The following is a 15044-nucleotide window of genomic DNA, read 5'->3' as shown; positions in this document are numbered from 1 at the left end:
TTGTCTTTACTTTGCCATCCGATATACTTTGCGGTACAAAGTAACGGGGACCGATAGTCCCGGCAACATGGGCGGAACGAGGTTTTGGCGTTGCCAATGCGCGATCTCGACAAGGCACTGGCCGACATCGTGGCGATCCGCAGCCAGATCGCGGCTGGCACGGCATTCCGCGGCTACGGCCCGGCGACGATGGCCGCGACCGGTGCGGTCGCGCTTCTGACCGCAATCCTGGAATTCTGGCTGCTCGGCGATCCCACCGGCGAGCCGCTCGGTTTCTTCTTCGGCTGGTTCATTGCCGCCGGGCTCTCCGGCCTGATGATCGGTGTCGAGATGCGCGCACGTTCGCGCCGCCATCATTCGGGCCTCGCCGATGCCATGATCCACCAGGCCGTCGAGCAGTTCCTGCCCGCAGGCGTTGCCGGTGTGCTGCTTGCGGTGGTGATGTGGAAGTTCGCAGGCGAAACGCTGTGGCTGCTGCCAGGCCTGTGGCAGATCCTGGTGTCGCTCGGCATTTTCGCCTCCGTCCGCTCGCTGCCACGCACCGTGGCGCTCGCCGGCGCCTGGTATTTCATCTCCGGCTTCGCGGTAGTCGTGCTCGCGAGCCAAACCCACACGCTGTCGCCATGGACCATGGGCCTGCCCTTCGTAATCGGGCAGTCGGTGATGGCGGGCATTCTGCATTTCGCATCCGGAGACCATGATGTCGAAGATTGACAGCGCACCCTTCTCTTATGAAGGACTGGACCGCGTGATCCACGAGAAGGCGAGGCTCGGACTGCTGACCTCGCTGATGGCGCATCCGAAGGGGCTGGCGTTCGCCGATCTCAAGCAGCTCTGCGGCCTCACCGACGGCAATCTCAGCCGGCATCTCGCCGTGCTCCAGGAAGCCGGCCTCGTCGAGGTGACCAAGGGCTATGAGGGCAATCGCCCGCACACGACCTGCCGCCTGACCAAGGCCGGCCGCCGCCGCTTCCTCGACTATCTCGCCGTGCTCGAACGCCTGGTGCGCGACGCCGCCAAGGCCGCCGGCCGCGAGGCGGCGCCGCTCGGCCGTCTCGGTATCGTCTCGACCTGATCCTTCCCCTTTTTTGACCGGAGACTTTGCGATGCAAAGTGACCTTGCGTCCCGCAACGAGAAGCTTCACGTCGGCATCATCATGGATGGCAACGGCAGATGGGCGACGCGGCGCGGCCTGTCACGCGTGCGCGGCCATGAGGCCGGCGTCGAGGCGATCCGCCGCATCGTCGAAGCCGCGCCCAAGCAGGGTATCGGCACGCTGACGCTCTACGCCTTCTCCACCGACAATTGGCGAAGACCGAAGACCGAGGTCGCCGCGCTGATGACGCTTCTGCGCTTCTACCTCGCCAACGAGGTGCAGAGCCTGGTCAAGAACGGCGTGCGCCTCACCGTGATCGGCCGCCGCGACCGCCTGCCCGATGGGATTGCTAACGCGATCGCGCGTGCGGAAGATGCCACCGCGCACGGCGGCACGCTTCATCTGCGCATCGCCGTCGACTATTCCGCCCGCGATGCCATCCTCAACGCGGCGGCGAAGGCGGCGGCGCTGACGAGCCTCACCCGCGAGGCGTTCTCGCAGCTCGTCACCGGCGAGGCCGGTTTGCGCGACGTCGACCTCATCATCCGCACTTCGGGTGAGAAGCGGCTGTCGGACTTCCTGCTCTGGGAAGGTGCCTATGCCGAGCTGCACTTCACCGAGCGGATGTGGCCCGAATTCGACGCGGGTGATCTCGCCGCGGCCCTGGTCTCCTTCCACGGCCGCGAGCGTCGCTTCGGCGGCCTGCAGGCGATCGTGCCGGAGGAGGTGCCTTCACTCTCGCGCGTGTGAGGTCCGGCACTGAGCAACGAACTGTTCGTTTTCGGCCGCAAGATTGGCAGTACCGTCCAAGCGGTAAGCGCGCGGTCTCGGCTAGGTGTGCATTCGATGCAACCTGCCGAAAGCCTCGCGCATGTCACAGTCATTGCTGGATGCCATTGTCGAGTCAGCCGAAGCCAACGCCACGCTTCGTATCAGGCCGGCCGGCGCGTCGGATGTCGAGAGCCTCACCATCTATTTCACGAGCCTCTCCACGACATCGCGCAACAAGCGCTTCATGGGCGCGCGGGCGGACTTTGCAATGGTCGCGGCCGAATGCGTCGCCAGGACCAGCCATCCCGATCATTTCACCCTGCTCGCCGAGATCAGGCAGGAAGGGCGAGGCACCATCATCGGCGAAACCAGATACGCTTATGATGCGGCTGCACGGCATGGCGATTTCGCCATGTCCGTTGCCGATGTCTTTCAGCGCCAGGGCGTCGGCCTCCGGATGATGACGGCAATGGAGAGGCACGCGAGCGATCTCGGTCATGAGATGATTGCCGCCGAGACCGCGCGCGTGAACGCCGAGATGCGCGGCCTTGCGAAGAAGGCAGGGTTCGAGGACACTGGTCTCGGAGACTGGCAGTCGGTCCATCTCGCGAAGCGTCTGTCGCGGGTGCGCGGCTTGCCACAAATTTGAGCAAGCGCGCGACGCCGATCGTGCCCTAGTATCTCCCTGAGACGGGAGCTTTGGTCGGATGCGCGCAGTTCTGGACTATTGCACCGGTGGGACCGAGCGGCAGGTTGCGGCCGGCACGACTATCGTCGCCGAGGGCGGCACCACCGGTCATCTCTATGTGCTGATGCAGGGCAAGCTCGAAGTGCTCAAGGGTGAGATGGTGGTCGCCACGGTGGCCGAGCCCGGCGCGGTGCTGGGCGAAATGTCGGTGCTGCTGGGGCAGCCGCACACGGCGACCGTACGGGCCTGCTCCGATTCCGTCGTCTACGAATTCGAGGATGCCGCCTCGTTCCTCAGGCAGGAGGCGGGCGTGGCGCTTCTGATCGCCAAGATGCTGGCGCAGCGGCTCAATGTGGCCAACACCTATCTCGCCGATCTCAAGCAGCAATATGCCGGCCACGGCACCCATCTGGCCATGGTCGGCGAGGTGCTCCAGAGCATGATCAACCTGCCGCCGCTCGAGGTCTCGCCAGGTTCGGATCGGCAATCCGATCCAAGAATGTGAGCCAGTCGGGCGGCGCCTCGATCGGAGCGGCGGGCCGCTGCAGCGGCGCGCCAAGATCGATCCATTGCGCCTCGCCGGCCGCAAGCCAGAACGCCCTGTCCGCTTCGAGGTCCAGCACGATATATGTCGGCGGGCGGCCGGGCTGCAGGCCGGTGTTGAAGACCCAGCTCTGGCCGAGCCGGTCGAACCACGAGCCATCGTTAATGAACGGCGATTGATGCACATGGCCCGAGATCACCATCGTGGGCTGGTACTGCATGATCCATTGCACCAGCTCGACGTCGCCAAAGAAGCGCTTGCCGCCCCAGCTCGTCGGTGAATCCGCCGGCGGCGCATGATGGATCCAGATCCAGCGCTGCGGCCGGCCGGCCGCGGCGGCGCCGAGCTGCGCGACGAGACGTTGCTTGACCAGCGGCCCATCCCACCATGGGCACACCGTGAACAGCGTGTCACCGATGGTGAGGCCGTCACCGTCGCAGGCAATGCCCAACTCGCGCACCTCCGAGATCCAGCGCGAGATCTTTTCGCCTTCCGCATTGCGCTCGTCGAGGTCGTGATTGCCGGAGCAGAGGATCACGCGGGTCTTGCTGGCGAGCAGGGCGAGGTACTTCTTCACCACCACGATCTGCGCGCGAAAATCCACCATCGAGCCGATGTCGAGCGCATCGCCGGCGAAGATCACGAGGTCGAATCGCGGAGCGGCGCTGACGAGCCAGTCGAGCTGAGGCAGCGAATAGTGCAGGTCGGCCACGACCAGGCAGCGCATTGGAAATCCAGGGGTGAGACGTCAAAAATGCTCGGGATTGCAAAATATCTGAACGCAAGAGCAGACCAGCCGCATCTCTCGCCAATTCAACGCGGGCAGTATGCTGCGGCGCATCCGCGGGTGCAAGCATCGAAGCGTCGCCGGGCTGGACCGGATCATCGAATTCTGATGTCGTGGCGTATCCTCAACAGCTCGTGTCCCCAACAGCTCGTCCCCAATGACCTCCTTCAAGACCATTCGTGCTCGCGCCGAAAAACGCAAGGGCGGGCCCAAGGCGCTCGAAAAGCTGATGCCCGAAAAGCCCGACCTGAAGGGCCTCGCCAAACGCGGCGACGACCGCATCCTCGCAGAGATGACCAAGCGTGTGTTTTGCGCGGGCTTTGCCTGGAGCGTGATCGAGACGAAATGGGACGGCTTTGAAGACGCTTTCCTGCGTTTCCAGCCGGCCAAGCTCACCTTCCAGCCGGAGGATTATTGGGAGGGCCTGCTGCGCGACGCCCGCATCGTGCGCAACGGTGCCAAGATCATGTCAGTGCGCGACAACGCGGCCTTCGTCCAGGAGATCGCAAAGGAGCACGGCAGTTTCGGCAAGTTTCTGGCGAAATGGCCGCCGTCCGACCAGATCGGCCTGCTCGATTTCCTGAGCAAGCGCGGCAGCCGGTTGGGTGGCAATACCGGCCAGATGCTGCTGCGGTTCGTCGGCTGGGACGGCTTTGTGACGTCCAGGGACGTCGTGGCCTGCCTGCGCGATGCCGGTCTCGACATTGCCGAAGAGGTCAAGTCGAAGGGCGATCTGGCAAGAGTGCAGGCGCAGTTCAACGCCTGGGCCGAGGAGACCGGGCTGTCCTACACATATCTGTCACGCATCTGCGCGCTCTCTGTTGGCGAGAACAGAAGCGAGTAGCGAATTCGGCTCTTGGAATTCGGCTCTTGGAATGTCGAATCATGTGCGTCCTGTGGCGATCTCGTGCCGCAAGCGCGGCAGACGCGACGCGCGATCACGAAATGCATTTCTCCGGAACATTTGTGCGTAGCACCTGTTCGGGAGATTGGGCCACGCGAACATCGGCGCAGGGAACGCCCGCTCTGGCTCAGCTCAATGAAACCGACGTGACAGAAACGGAGCAGCTCATGAAGCTCACATCCGAACAGGTGAAGCAGACCGTCAACCAGCTCGGCGCTCAAGTGCTGCCCGACGAGCATCCCGCGATGCCGCAGCTCAACAGCATGTTCGGCGAGCACACTTTCTTCGTCGATGAGACGGGGCTGAAGGTCGTCGAGCCCACGGCGCCGCCCAGCACCGAGCGCCAGAGCGGCGAAGTCGTCAGCCTCGCCGATTGGGGCGATTCCGAGCTGACCCGCCTGATGGCGCACGAGCCCCAGCCGACGGGCGTGATCGTGGTGTTCGAGCACGTGAGGCATTGATCGGCGCCGGCGGACCGACCTTCGGTGGCGAGTCTGAACGCCCGCCCCAGTAGATTCGCGTTGCGAGCGCGCTGACGTGGCTGTCTGCGTCCGCCGAAAGCCCGTCAGTTTGGTTCAGATGCCGAGAGTCAGCTGCGGCGGCTCCGCATCGTCCCCGGCCTGGAGGGAAGACAGCGAGACCCCCAGCAGCCTGACGCTCTTGGGCAGCGGCATCTCGACTTCGAGCAGGCCGCAAGCCAGCCGCTCAAGATCGGCCCGGCCTGCAACCGGCGAAACAGCGGACCTGCTGCGCGTGATGATCTCGAAGTCGGCAAACTTGATCTTCAAGGTGACGGTGCGGCCACGGCTGCCCGTCGCCTCGCAATGGCGCCACACCTTGTCGATGAGCGGCTTGAGCTCGGCGACCAGCGTGTCGAATTGGGTGAGATCGTTCGAGAACGTGGTCTCCGCGCCGATGGACTTGCGGACCCGGTTGGCCCGGACCGGCCGGTCGTCGACACCGCGCGAGATCCAGTAATAATAGGCGCCCGACTTGCCAAAATTGGCATTCATGAACTCCAGCGTCTGACGGCGAATATCGAGACCGGTGAACATGCCGAGCGCGTTCATCTTCGCGCCCGTGGCCGGGCCTATCCCATGGAATTTTCCGACGGGCAGCGTCTCGACGAAGGCGGGTCCCATCTCCGGTGAGATCACGAACTGACCGTTGGGCTTGCGATGATCGGAGGCGAGCTTGGCCAGAAACTTGTTGTAGGAGACGCCGGCCGAAGCGTTGAGACCCGTCTCGGCCTTGATCCTCTCGCGGATCTTGAGTGCAATGTCGCGCGCCAGCGGGATGCCTTGGAGGTTTTGGGTCACGTCGAGATAGGCCTCGTCGAGCGACAGCGGCTCGATGATGGGGGTGTGCTCCGCGAAGATGTCGCGGATCTGCCTGGAGATCGCCTTGTAGACCTCGAAGCGCGGTTTGACGAAGATCAGATCGGGACATTGTCGCTTCGCCGTCACGGATGGCATGGCGGAGCGAACGCCGAACTCGCGGGCTTCATAGCTGGCGGCCGCGACGACGCCACGTTCCGCGGAGCCTCCGACGGCGACCGGCTTTCCGCGCAGCTCCGGATGATCGCGCTGTTCCACGGACGCGTAGAAGGCATCCATGTCGATATGGATGATCTTGCGGACGGGCGAGGCTTCGCCGGTCGCCGTGTCGGATTCGCTCATGGCAAGATGATACAATTGAGCGGCACGAAGCGCGAGGTGAGGTGTGATTCGCAGAGCAATCTCAGGCTTGTGAGTGGCACGCATGGGCATGCGCTCTAATATGAGGTCGCGGAGGACAGCCCATGCAATACAGCTCCGAACTCATTCGAACGATGCGTCAGGCGCTCGAGGCCGTGATGGCGAGCGTGCCGCCCGATCAGTCGGTGTTCGGCCTGAAAGCGGCCGTAGCCGAATGCATCCTGAAGGCGGCCGCACACGGTCAGACGTCGTACGACGGACTGGTCACGTCGGCTTCCGACCAGGTCCAGGCGATCATCTCGATGCTGACGTGAGCGCAGGCTCGCGCTGAGCAGGGGATTCCTTCCAGCGCGGCGGTAACAAGGCGACTCGGGTGGGAGCTCCAGCACAGACTGGAAGAGACTGGCGCACCCGACACGATTCGAACGTGTGACCTTTGCCTTCGGAGGGCAACGCTCTATCCAGCTGAGCTACGGGTGCTAGTGGAGGTTCATTTAGCCGATTGGCGGGGGGCGGGCAACCGCTTCCGCCATCTCCGGCTAGGCTGATTTACGGGGCGTGCGGCCAGGAACCGGCACGCCGTCCCGCCCGAGCTTGGCGAACTCGGCGAGCAGCCGTTCGGCACACATGATGCGGTTGCGGCCGAGCCGTTTGGCCGCATAGAGCGCCTGGTCGGCTGCGCCCAGCAACCGGTCGGGGCCGCCGTCGGTTTCGCCGGGAATGTGGCTGCCGACGCCGACGCTGAGGGTGACGTGGTCGCCGGCCCCGATGGCGCCATGCGCGATCCGCAAGGCCATCACGGCGCAGCGGATCTCGTCGGCGATGACGCAGGCGGTATCGCAATCCATGTCCGGCAGGATCAGCGCGAATTCCTCACCGCCATAGCGGCTGGCGAGATCGAGCGGGCGCACGGCATACCGGCTGACGACGGACGCGACCGCGCGCAGGCATTCGTCGCCGCTCTGATGGCCGTGGCGGTCGTTGAACAGCTTGAAATGATCGACATCGACGAACAGCAGCGCCATCGGCTTCTGCGTCCGCTGGGCGCGGGCCCATTCGCTCATCAGCATCTGGTCGAACGCACGGCGGTTCGACAGGCCGGTCAGCCCGTCCTTGGTGGCGAGCTCCTTCAGGGCCATCTCGGCGCGCTTCTGGTCGGTAAGGTCGCGCAAAGTCTCCACCACCGCAATCAGATGGCCGGCCTCGTCGTGGATGGGGCCGGCGTCGATGGCGAGATAGAGCTGGCTGCCGAGCTTCGGCATCACGCACCAGTTCTCGGCGCTGAAGCCGAGCCCGTTATGGCCGCGCGCGGCATATTCCGAATAGAACTCCGGCAGCTGTTCCGGGCGGTCGAGCGCGACGAGGTCGGCGAGGCAAGGGCGCCTGGTCTCGTAGAAGGCCTGCCAATGCTTATTTGTGCCGATCACCTCGGAGGCGGCGACGCCGGTCAGCCGCTCGCAGGCTCTGTTCCAGATCACGACGCGGCGCTTCGGATCGATCACGAAGGTCGGCACCACCAGATGCTGCATCAGCCGCACGGCATAGGAATCCGCAACGTCGACCGTCTTGGCTGACGTTTTCCCCGGCTTCGCCATGTCAGGCCACCGCTGCCACCGGCAAGGCATGGCTCGGGCCGAACAGCTTTCGCACTTCGCTGGCCGGCTTCGGTCTGCTGAAGAGGTAGCCCTGCATCTCCGTGCAGCCGAGCGCACGCAGCATCTCGCGCTGTGCCTCGGTCTCGACGCCCTCCGCGACCGTGGTCATGTTGCTGGCGGCGGCGATGTTCACCACCGCCTGCACGATCACGGGCGCGCCGCTCGCCTCGGCGATATCGGCGACGAAGCAGCGGTCGATCTTGATCTTGTCGAACGGGAAGCGCTTCAGATAGCTGAGCGAGGAGTAGCCGGTGCCGAAATCGTCGAGCGCGATGCGCACGCCGATGGCGCGGAGCTGGTGCAGGATCGAGAGCGCCGCCTCGTCGTCGCGGATCAGCACGGCCTCGGTGATCTCGAGCTCGAGCCGGGACGGAGCAAGTCCGGAAGCGGCGAGCGCGCCGGCGATCCGCAGTGCCAGCGTGTCGCATTTGAGCTGTACCGGCGAGACATTGACCGCGACACGCACATGCGCCGGCCAGGTTGCGGCCTCGCTGCAGGCCATGCGCAGCACCCAGTCGCCGAGCTCGTTGATCAGGCCGGTGTCCTCGGCAATCGGAATGAACTCCGCCGGCGACACCATGCCGCGCTGGGGATGCCGCCAGCGCAGCAGCGCCTCGCAGCCCGTGACCGCGTTGGTGCGCAGGTCCACCAGCGGCTGATAGTGGATCTCGAAGCCGCCGTTCACCAGGGCCTGGCGCAGATCCTGCTCCAGGCTCAGGCGCGCCTTGGCGCTCGCATCCATCTCCGGCTCGAAGAAGCGGTGGGTGCGGCGTCCTTCGGCCTTGGCGCCGTACATCGCGAGATCGGCATTCTTGACGAGCTGGTCGAGATCGGTGCCGTCCTGCGGCGCCATCGCGATGCCGATGCTGGCGTCGGTCGAGAGCTGATGGCCGAAGCAGTGATAGGGCCGGCGGATCGCCTCGAAGATCCGCGTCACGAATGACACCACGTCGGCAGACGATTCGATCCCGGTTTGGATCACCGCGAATTCGTCGCCGCCGAGCCGCGCGATCAGGTCGCCCGGTCCGAGGCAGCCGCGGATGCGCGCCGCGATTCCCTTCAACAGCTCGTCGCCGACGTGATGACCGAGCGAATCGTTGATGCCCTTGAACTCGTCGACATCGATATAGAGCAGCGCGAACTGACTGCCGCCGCCAACCTTCTCCAGTTCACGCTCGATCTGCTCGCGGAACAGCACCCGGTTGGGCAGGTCGGTGAGCGCATCGTAATGCGCCATATGCGCGATCTTCTCGTCGGCGCGCCGCCGTTCGGTGACATCCTCGACGACGTTGATGATGTAACGCGGCTCGCCGGATTCGTCGCGGATTCCGATCCGGGTCGAGGTGATGTAGCGCATTCCCTTGGCCTGGCTCTGCCAGGCATGCTCGTCCTTGAACAATCCCCCGCCCGACTTCAGCGCCTTGCTGTCATCTTCGGTGACGATCCTGGCGGAGGCATCCGGGTAGATGTCGAAGGGGGTCTTGCCAACGATGTTTTCACTCGATTGGCCGAATTGTTCTTCGGCGGTCCGGTTGACCAGCAGATATTGCCGCGTTTGAGCATCCTTCACCGTGATCTGCGACGGGATATGGTCGATGATCTCGCGCAAGAACATGTAGTTGCGGTCGCGTTCCTGCTCCAGCTTGCGGCGTTCGGTGATCTCCTCGATCGTGGCGACCCATCCGCCCTGCGCGAGCGGGGTGTTGATGACCTGAAAGGTGCGGCCGTTAGGCAGCTCGTGCAGCCTGGTGGAGACGGTGCCTTCGGCGACGACCTTCATGACGTCGACGCAAAACGCATCGACGTCGCCGCCGAACGCGCCACGCTCCTTGCGATGGAGCATTGCCTCATGGATGTGGCAGCCGGGCTTGATGACGTCGTGCGAGAGGCCGAACATGTCGGCGTAGCGGCGGTTGCAGGTGACGATGTATCCGGCGGCATCGTACAGGATCAACCCTTGCGACATGTTGTTCAAGGCGGTGTCGAGCCGCCCCCGCCCCGCTTCCAGCCGTTGCTGCGCCTCGCGGTTCTGCCGGTTGATCTGGCGAACGATCAGGAACAGGATCAGCGCAATCACGGTTGCCGAAAGCGCGGCGGTGGTGACCATGAAACCGGTCTGCTGCCGCCAGTCGGCCAGCGCCGCGCTCGTGGTGTTGGTCGCGACGATGATCAGCGGGAAATGCGAAAGCGAGGCCCCGGAGCCGAGGCGCTCGTCGCCGTCGATCGGGCCCCTGACGCGCAGGGTGTGCCGGCCGCCTTCGGCCAGCATCTTGCGCATCAGCGGCGCGTCCTTGAAGTCCCTGCCGATCAGCTCTTCGACATGCGGGTAGCGCGACAGCATCTTGCCATTGCGGTCGAACAGCGAGATCGCCGTGCCCTCCGCAAGCGCAACGGATGCGAAATAGTTCTGGTAGCTGTCCGGATCGATCCGGCGGACCATCGTGCCGAAGAAGCTGCCGTCCACGCCGTTCAGCCGACGCGCGACGACCGTGGTCCATTTGCCGATGATGAAGCTGCGGACCGATTCCAGAATCACCGGTTCGGCCATGGGATTCGCTTTGAAGGTCTGAAAGTAGGCGCGCGAGGAGATGTTGATCTTGGGGAGCGGCTGGGCCCGCGACCAGTTGATCAGTTCGCCGTCGGCATCGTAGATCGCGATATCGCCGAGGTAAGACACCGGGCCGATCTTGCTTCGCAGCATCTGGTTCGTCGCGGGTCCGGACATGCGCTCGCGGAACATCGCGGCCGAACTGATCTCCGGCAGGTTCATCTGCCCGATCACATCGGCGGCGACGATGTCGGAATCTTCAAATTGCTGATCGAAGTGCCGTGCGATCAGCTGCACCGTATTTTCCAGCTCGCGCTCGCGGTTGGCCAGGGTACGTTCGCGAAATTCGCCGACGGCCATGGCGGTCACGGCGAAGATCCCCGCGACCAGCAACACGCCGCACAAAGTGAGCCACAGCACCGGTCCGCGCCGAATGGCTGCCTCCCAGCCGTGCTTCGCGGCTAGGAACATTCCGGCTGCAATCCTTGCAAAGACCTGGCGCATTCCCCCTCCCTGGAGGGACAGGAATACATCACACAAATGGCGTAAAGCTTAGGAAAGCCAGTTACCTGAGCGTTAATCTCGTTGCGAGATCACGGTCGTGTCCAGCGAGCCGCCGCGCTGCATCATGAATCGCGCGTTAATGCGATCCGTCCGCGCTCTTGTCGCCGCCGAGATTGCGCAGCCGTCCGACCACGCCGGTCGGAAAAAAGTAGACGCTGGCGATGAAGAGCAGCCCGAGCCACAGCAGCCAGCGGTCGGGATGCAGCAGCCCGGGCAGCAGCGGCAGGCCGGCTTCCGACGCCGCCTTGGAGGCGACGCCCATCAGCGACTGCAGATAGTTCTGGGCGAGGATGAAGATGGTGGCGCCGATGATCGCGCCGTAGATCGTGCCCATGCCGCCGATCACGACCATCAGGAGAATGTCCAGCATGATCGAGAAGCTGAGCGAGGTATCGGGACCGGCATAACGCAGCCACAGCGCATTGAGGATGCCGGCGCCGGCGGCGACCAGTGCGGCGATGCAGTTGGCGTAGCTCAGGTGGAAGACGGTGCGGAAGCCGAGCGCCTCGGCGCGGAAGCGGTTTTCGCGGATCGCCTGCAGCACGCGCCCGAACGGCGAGTTCACCACCCGCAGCAAAGCGAGGATCATCAGGGCCGAGACGGCGAACACCAGATAGTAGGTCAGGATGCGGCCGTTGACCTCGAATCCCATGAAGTTCTTCGACATCAGCACCGTGCCGGGCCTGAGCAGCTCGGGCAGCTGAAAGCTGCGCCCGTCCTCGCCGCCGGTCAGCCAGGACAGCTGCGAGGCCAGCACCTGGAAGGCGGATGCGACCGCGAGCGTGATCATGGCAAAGAAGATCGCGGCGACCCGCAGCGAGAACAGCCCGATCGCAAGCGCAAGCAGCGCGGCAAGCGGCAGGCCGACCACGATGCCCGTTGCGACCGCGCCCCAATTCGGGCCCATCCCGTACAGCGCGATCGCGATCGCGTAGCTGCCGATCCCGTAGAACATGGTGTGCGCGAACGACACTGAGCCGGTATAACCGAGCAGGAGGTCGTACGAGGCGACCAGCGCGGCAAAAACGCAGATCTTGGCCGCGACGTTCAGCGCCTTCGCCCCGGGGAACAGGAACGGCGTCGCCACCAGCGCCAGGATGATGAGGACGAGAACGAGCGTGAGCACGCGGCTGCGCGGCGGATCGCCTGACAGGATCATCATCGGCTGGTCACCGCATAGAGGCCGCGCGGCCGCCACATCAGAATGGCGACCATCAGCAGGATGTTGGAGACGAGGGCGAGCTTCGGCACCAGGAAGCCACCGTAATTCGCAATCATCGCCACCAGGATCGCGCCGATGAAGCAGCCGCCGATCGAGCCGAGGCCGCCGATGATGACGACGATGAAGATCAAGACGGTGAGGTCGTCGCTCATGGAGGCGTGGACCTGCTCGCGATACAGCGCCCACATCACGCCGCCGAGGCCGGCGAGCGCCGATCCCGTCATGAACACGCCGAGGAACAGACGGCGGATGCGATAGCCGAGCGCCTCGACCATCTCGCGATCCTCGACGCCGGCGCGGATCAGAAGCCCGAGCTTGGTCCGGTTGAGCACGAGCTGGATCGCGATGAAGACGGCAAGGCCGATCAGCGTCGCCAGCACGCGGTATTTCGCGATCGCGACGTCGCCGAGAATGAAGGAGCCGCGCAGCGACGTCGGCAGCGGCGTCGGGATGATCTGCGGCCCCCACACCGCATAGAGCGTCTGCTCGGCGACGATCAGGCCACCCGTCGTCATCAGGATCTGCTTCAGATGCTGGCCGTAGACGGGCAGGATCAGCACCCGCTCGACGATCAGGCCGAGCGCGCCGGAGACCGCCATCGACAGCAATGCAGCCGGCGCCAGCACCGCGAGGTTCACCCACAGCGAATCCACCTGGAGCGAGGCCGCGAACGGCGCCAGCACCAGGGTTGCGACATAAGCCCCGACCGCGATGAAGGCGCCATGGCCGAAATTGAGCACGTCCATCAGGCCGAACACGAGCGTGAGTCCGGAGGCCATGATGAAGATCATCATGCCCATCGCGAGGCTCGCGGCCGTCAGCGTCAGCCAGGTGCTGGGGGAGCCGATCAGCGGGATCATCACGAGCGCGACCGCGATCGGCAGCAGGATCGGCGCGATGTCGCGCTTCGGCTTCGGCAGCGGATCGGTTGCGGCGAGCTCGGTCATTGATGCGTCTCCAGGCTCAGGCCGAGCAGCCGCTCCTGCAGCGGCACGTCGGAGGCCAGGGCCGCCATCTCGCCGCGATGAACGATGGTGCCGTTGTCCATCACCAGTACGTTGTCGCCGAGCTCGCGGGCGGCAAAGAAGTTCTGCTCGACCATCAGGATGGTGGCGCCCTTGCGCTTGATCTCCTTCAGGCACTCGATCAGCGCCATCACGATCGCCGGCGCCAGCCCCTTGGTCGGCTCGTCGATCAGCAAGAGCTTGCGCGGTTCGATGATGGCGCGGGCAATCGACAACATCTGCTTCTGTCCGCCCGAGAGACTTCCCGCGCGCGACAGCCAGAACCGGCGCAGCGCGGGGAAGAAGCCAAAAATCCAGTCGAGCTGGACGTCGTCGAGCGGACCATCGCGCGCCGCCAGCACCAGGTTTTCCTTCACCGTGAGGTCGGAGAACACCGCCATGCTCTCCGGCACGTAACCGACGCCGAGCCGCGCGATGTCGGGCGTCGCACGGCTCTCGATGCGCTCGCCGGCGAGGCTGATCTCGCCGGAGGAGGCCTGCCAGAGGCCCATGATGGTGCGCAATGTCGTGGTCTTGCCGGCGCCGTTGCGGCCGAGCAGCATCGTGGTCTGCCCCTGCGCGACAGCGAGATCGATGCCCTGGAGGATGTGATAGCGGCCGATATGGGTGTGCACCCCGGAGAGCCTTAACAGGTTGGTCATGCGGCGCTCCCTGCAACCGTCTTTCCTTCAACTGTCTTGGGCGCGACGCCGAGATAGGCTTCCTGCACGATCGGTGACGCAATCACTTCGGCCGGCGGACCGTCCGCAACAAGCTGCCCGTTATGCAGCACGATGATGCGGTCGGCGAGCGAGCGGACGACGTCCATCTTGTGCTCGACCAGGAGAATGATCCTGCTCTTGTCCTGCTTGAGTTGCGCGATCAGGTTCAGCACGACCGGCACCTCGTCGATGCTCATGCCCGCGGTCGGCTCGTCGAACATGAACACCTTTGGCTCGAGCGCCATCATCAGCGCGACCTCGAGCTTGCGCTGATCGCCATGCGACAGTGCGGTCGCGGCGACGCCACGGCGGCCGCCGAGCGCGACCTGATCCAGAATAGCGTCGGCACGGGCGATCAGATCACGGCGGACCATCCAGGGCCGCAGCATGTCGTAGTGAGTGCCGGCGGCGGCCTGCACGGCGAGGCGGACGTTTTCCTCCACCGACAGATTCGGAAAGAGATTGGTGAGCTGGAAGGCGCGCCCCAGGCCTGCGCGCGTCCGCATCGGCGCGGAATGCTGGGTGATGTCGGTGCCGTCGAACAGAATGCTGCCGCTCGATGCGCGCAGCTGGCCGGAGATCAGGTTGAAATAAGTGGTCTTGCCGGCACCGTTCGGGCCGACGATGGCGGTGAGCTCGCCGGGGCGGAAGCTGCAGGTGACGCTGTTGACCGCGACGTGGCCGCCGAAGCGGATAGTGAGGTCGCGGGTTTCGAGAGAGAGCGTCATGGGAGATTTCGATCGGGTTTGGTTGGAAGTGTTTCCGCGATCACGGTGCGCTCCCTCCCCCGCTTGCGGGGGAGGGTTGGGGAGAGGGTGTCTCCGCAATCGAGAACCCCCAA

General features: G+C 64.6%; 16 protein-coding genes and 1 tRNA gene. 8 read left to right on the top strand and 9 right to left on the bottom strand.

The window, feature by feature from the left end; genetic code table 11:
• Window positions 1-96 precede the first annotated feature (96 nt).
• From BRA471DRAFT_RS35475 to BRA471DRAFT_RS35455, 5 genes are all read left to right on the top strand, one after another.
• On the top strand, window positions 97-714 hold the full coding sequence (locus tag BRA471DRAFT_RS35475; RefSeq protein ID WP_007616059.1) for a hypothetical protein: 618 nt from the start codon (window positions 97-99) through the stop codon (window positions 712-714).
• Window positions 701-1075, top strand: coding sequence for a transcriptional regulator (locus BRA471DRAFT_RS35470; protein ID WP_007616058.1), 375 nt, complete (start codon window positions 701-703; stop codon window positions 1073-1075). The genes BRA471DRAFT_RS35475 and BRA471DRAFT_RS35470 overlap by 14 nt, the downstream gene beginning before the upstream one ends.
• Before the next feature lie 31 nt (window positions 1076-1106).
• Window positions 1107-1847 carry a di-trans,poly-cis-decaprenylcistransferase gene (locus tag BRA471DRAFT_RS35465; protein WP_007616057.1) on the top strand — a complete coding sequence of 247 codons (741 nt, stop codon included), beginning with the start codon at window positions 1107-1109 and terminating at the stop codon, window positions 1845-1847.
• A 121-nt stretch (window positions 1848-1968) separates the two neighbouring features.
• Window positions 1969-2517, top strand: a complete 549-nt coding sequence (locus tag BRA471DRAFT_RS35460; RefSeq protein WP_007616055.1) for a GNAT family N-acetyltransferase — start codon at window positions 1969-1971, stop codon at window positions 2515-2517.
• Between the two features lie 58 nt (window positions 2518-2575).
• Window positions 2576-3061: a Crp/Fnr family transcriptional regulator gene (locus tag BRA471DRAFT_RS35455; RefSeq protein WP_007616054.1), complete on the top strand. Its 486-nt coding sequence runs from the start codon at window positions 2576-2578 to the stop codon at window positions 3059-3061.
• On the opposite strand, the gene BRA471DRAFT_RS35450 is transcribed toward BRA471DRAFT_RS35455, so the two are convergent.
• Window positions 3000-3827: a metallophosphoesterase gene (locus tag BRA471DRAFT_RS35450; protein WP_007616052.1), complete on the bottom strand. Its 828-nt coding sequence runs from the start codon at window positions 3825-3827 to the stop codon at window positions 3000-3002. The genes BRA471DRAFT_RS35455 and BRA471DRAFT_RS35450 overlap by 62 nt on opposite strands.
• Before the next feature lie 217 nt (window positions 3828-4044).
• Between BRA471DRAFT_RS35450 and BRA471DRAFT_RS35445 the strand changes: the two genes are divergently transcribed.
• Window positions 4045-4731, top strand: a complete 687-nt coding sequence (locus BRA471DRAFT_RS35445; protein ID WP_007616051.1) for a DNA-3-methyladenine glycosylase I — start codon at window positions 4045-4047, stop codon at window positions 4729-4731.
• 227 nt (window positions 4732-4958) lie between these two features.
• Window positions 4959-5252 (top strand): hypothetical protein, encoded by a 294-nt coding sequence (locus BRA471DRAFT_RS35440; protein ID WP_007616046.1) that lies wholly within the window; start codon window positions 4959-4961, stop codon window positions 5250-5252.
• A gap of 114 nt (window positions 5253-5366) precedes the next feature.
• Here BRA471DRAFT_RS35440 and dinB read toward each other — a convergent pair whose 3' ends face one another.
• Complete coding sequence (dinB, locus tag BRA471DRAFT_RS35435; protein ID WP_007616044.1) at window positions 5367-6470, bottom strand: DNA polymerase IV; 1104 nt, start codon at window positions 6468-6470, stop codon at window positions 5367-5369.
• 122 nt (window positions 6471-6592) lie between these two features.
• Here dinB and BRA471DRAFT_RS35430 point away from each other — a divergent pair, with 122 nt between their 5' ends.
• A complete protein-coding gene (locus BRA471DRAFT_RS35430; RefSeq protein ID WP_007616043.1) occupies window positions 6593-6802 on the top strand; it encodes a hypothetical protein in 210 nt (69 codons plus the stop codon).
• A gap of 89 nt (window positions 6803-6891) precedes the next feature.
• Here BRA471DRAFT_RS35430 and BRA471DRAFT_RS35425 read toward each other — a convergent pair.
• The 7 genes from BRA471DRAFT_RS35425 to BRA471DRAFT_RS35395 form a co-directional block, all read right to left on the bottom strand.
• A tRNA-Arg gene (locus BRA471DRAFT_RS35425) sits at window positions 6892-6968 on the bottom strand.
• A 59-nt stretch (window positions 6969-7027) separates the two neighbouring features.
• Window positions 7028-8083 carry a diguanylate cyclase gene (locus BRA471DRAFT_RS35420; protein WP_007616042.1) on the bottom strand — a complete coding sequence of 352 codons (1056 nt, stop codon included), beginning with the start codon at window positions 8081-8083 and terminating at the stop codon, window positions 7028-7030.
• A 1-nt stretch (window position 8084) separates the two neighbouring features.
• Window positions 8085-11195, bottom strand: a complete 3111-nt coding sequence (locus tag BRA471DRAFT_RS35415) for an EAL domain-containing protein (RefSeq protein ID WP_007616041.1) — start codon at window positions 11193-11195, stop codon at window positions 8085-8087.
• Between the two features lie 136 nt (window positions 11196-11331).
• Window positions 11332-12417 carry a branched-chain amino acid ABC transporter permease gene (locus BRA471DRAFT_RS35410; RefSeq protein ID WP_007616040.1) on the bottom strand — a complete coding sequence of 362 codons (1086 nt, stop codon included), beginning with the start codon at window positions 12415-12417 and terminating at the stop codon, window positions 11332-11334.
• Window positions 12414-13424, bottom strand: coding sequence for a branched-chain amino acid ABC transporter permease (locus tag BRA471DRAFT_RS35405; RefSeq protein WP_007616038.1), 1011 nt, complete (start codon window positions 13422-13424; stop codon window positions 12414-12416). The genes BRA471DRAFT_RS35410 and BRA471DRAFT_RS35405 overlap by 4 nt, the downstream gene beginning before the upstream one ends.
• Window positions 13421-14143 carry an ABC transporter ATP-binding protein gene (locus tag BRA471DRAFT_RS35400; RefSeq protein WP_007616036.1) on the bottom strand — a complete coding sequence of 241 codons (723 nt, stop codon included), beginning with the start codon at window positions 14141-14143 and terminating at the stop codon, window positions 13421-13423. Before BRA471DRAFT_RS35400 ends, BRA471DRAFT_RS35405 begins: the two co-directional genes overlap by 4 nt.
• On the bottom strand, window positions 14140-14931 hold the full coding sequence (locus tag BRA471DRAFT_RS35395; protein WP_007616034.1) for an ABC transporter ATP-binding protein: 792 nt from the start codon (window positions 14929-14931) through the stop codon (window positions 14140-14142). The genes BRA471DRAFT_RS35400 and BRA471DRAFT_RS35395 overlap by 4 nt, the downstream gene beginning before the upstream one ends.
• Window positions 14932-15044 lie beyond the last annotated feature (113 nt).

It is taken from the genome of Bradyrhizobium sp. WSM471, assembly GCF_000244915.1.
Lineage (GTDB): Bacteria > Pseudomonadota > Alphaproteobacteria > Rhizobiales > Xanthobacteraceae > Bradyrhizobium.
The sequence above is the reverse complement of the archived record's forward strand: the minus strand, read 5'-3'. Positions and strand labels throughout refer to the sequence as shown.